The 2511-nt window shown below is 34.6% G+C and carries 2 protein-coding genes and 1 pseudogene; 1 reads left to right on the plus strand and 2 read right to left on the minus strand.

Translation table 11 applies throughout. The features are described 5' to 3' along the window. Positions 1–155: 155 nt before the first annotated feature. Positions 156–1046: a helix-turn-helix domain-containing protein gene (locus ACTIEV_RS15450; protein WP_439516811.1), complete on the minus strand. Its 891-nt coding sequence runs from the start codon at positions 1044–1046 to the stop codon at positions 156–158. 133 nt (positions 1047–1179) lie between these two features. Between ACTIEV_RS15450 and ACTIEV_RS15455 the strand changes: the two genes are divergently transcribed. Next, the gene (locus tag ACTIEV_RS15455; protein WP_439516812.1) at positions 1180–1965 is read left to right on the plus strand and encodes a hypothetical protein; all 786 of its coding nucleotides are present in this window, start codon (positions 1180–1182) and stop codon (positions 1963–1965) included. Positions 1966–2288: 323 nt separating this feature from the next. Here ACTIEV_RS15455 and ACTIEV_RS15460 read toward each other — a convergent pair. Further along, positions 2289–2511: pseudogene (locus ACTIEV_RS15460) on the minus strand (hypothetical protein); the annotation flags it as partial.

A 2511-nucleotide genomic window follows, 5' to 3' on the forward strand; every position in this document is an offset into this window, starting at 1 on the left:
TAAAGTAGATAAAAGTACCACAATACATTCATTATTCAGTTTCAGAACAATAAGCAAATTTTTCGTTTTCTAGTGAAGGGCTTTCCTCTCCAAAAGTTGAAATGCACTATGAACTTTTGGAAAGTTTTAGAACTTTCCAAAAGTTAAAACGAAATCTAGTTTAACCCCCTGTATTGAATGGGGGTCATTCCAGTCTTTTCTTTGAATAGTCTGGTGAAGTGTTGAGGATATTTAAAGCCGAGTTCATACGCTATTTCAGCAATCGATTTATCGATATCGAAAATTCGTTCTTTTGCAAGGTCTATCACTTTTGCTTGTATATGTTCTAATGGCGATATTCCGGTTTCTTTCTTAACCAGATCTCCAAAATAGTTAGATGAAAGATGAACCAAGTTTGCAAAATATTTTACAGTAGGAAATCCTACTTGTTGAGGCTGTTCCGACTTGAAATAATCACTTAAGAACTGCTCGAATTTTTCTAAGACTCCTTTATTGACATGATCACGGGTGATGAATTGTCGATCATAAAAACGGGTGCAATAATGTAATAATAATTCTAAACTTGAAACGATAATTTTTTTACTGTGATGGTCTATAGCAGACTCGATTTCTTTTTGTATCTTTTTGAATTGGTCAATGGTTAACTTTCTTTCATCTTCAGAAATATGTAAAGCCTCATTCACTTCATAGGAAAAAAAATCATACCTGTTTATATCTTTTCCCAAGGATGTTCCTTTTATTAGATCTGGATGAAAAAGCAGTGCCCAGCCTTTAGGCTTAGGTGTATTTTCTGGTACCCCGATAATTTGTCCAGGAGCAAGGAATACAAGTGTACCATCCTGATAATCGTAGTTTCCCCTTCCATATTTTAATTCGCCACATTTCAACTCTTTCAGTAATATAGAATATACCCCGAAGTTGTATGTACCTTGAGGTAGTTTTTTCACTTTAGAAGATTCTATTACAGATATGAGTGGATGAGATGTTTTTACTCCTCTGAGTTTATTATATTTTGATACACTATCTATTTTTAAGATATCAGCCATAAAAGATGATTGATATCCAAATGTAGCACTTTGTCAGCCCCAAGCATGATTGCCGAATAGAATCCGTAAAAATGGTAATTCATTAAGTAATGAATATAATAGAGGACTCCGTGATAATCAATAATTTTATGTTATGATTAAACAACTATATTTTAGTATTTTATTACTTACGTTCATTAGTATTCAGAAAGTATATGCGCAGCAGCTTAACGATAGTACTCAGCGTCGTATGGTCTTTTCAGGTTCATTGGGTATTACGAATAATGGATTTTCAATCATCCCATCATTTTCATTTAATGAACCTGCATCGATTATATTGCTTTCATGGAAAAAGAAAAAACTAAGTATCGACCCCGAGTTCAGGATAACACCTACCGGAGAGAAAGGCTCTATCATTCTATGGTTCAGGTATCATGCCATAAAAAGTAAACGCTTTAGTTTTAGAGTTGGGGCACATCCTGCTGTTAACTGGTTTCCTTCAACAGTATTACAAAATGGAGTAAGTGAAGAATTGCTAAGGTTGAGAAGATTTCTGGCATGGGAATTAGCTCCGTCTTATCGTATTTCTAAAAATTGGAGTGCCTCCTTGTATTACTTACAAGGAAATGGGATGCAAGTGAATGGACCCAGAACCACGCATTTTATTAACCTGAATACCACAGTTTCGAATATCCCTGTTTCAAATACAGTACAGCTTACTGTAACACCTGCATTATACTATCTTTTTCTTGATGGGAATGATGGCACTTTTTTTACAGCCAATGCTTCATTAGGCAATAGTAAATCGCCTTTTCTGCTGCAGGCTGCTATCAATCAAAAAATTCAATCAACTATTCCAGGTACAAATACATTTATGTGGAATATTGGTTTAGCTTATACTTTCACAAAGCAACTGGCTCCGGCAAACTCAAATAGATAAAGGAAAACCAAGATCATTCTTTCATACAGGCAATTGTCTAAAATAAAACGCTGGCATCTTATCAGTTTCACCTCCTTCTACAAAAAGAGATTGGGTAAGTATAAGAAAAGATAATTTCAACTTGTTCAGATGATCCCGGCTTGTTGAACAAGCGACCGGTTGATTAACTATAATGTCAAATAGATACTAAAGTAAATTTGTACTTCTGAATTTTGTATTTCCACTCCTTTCAACGTAATCTAAATATATTTGGAGATTCCGGGGTAATTAGATGCTGCCATTACTTGTTGTCATAAATTATATGGGACAATTCGTTATAAGTCTTAATTCGTCTTCAACTTCTGGACAACGCTATCGTAATATTCTTGCGTTAATTTCTCTCCCCAAATTGTAGGTTGTGTTCCTCCATAAATGGCCAAATAAGTTACATCACTTTCTTTAGTAGATGTATGCCAGTGTTCTACATCTTTGTTACATTTTATAACATCTCCTTTTCGTACAATGATGGGTTCTTTTCCCCTTTCTTGATAATAGCCTTGTCCTTCT

The organism is Sediminibacterium sp., assembly GCF_051861365.1.
In the GTDB taxonomy this organism is placed as follows: Bacteria; Bacteroidota; Bacteroidia; order Chitinophagales; family Chitinophagaceae; genus Sediminibacterium.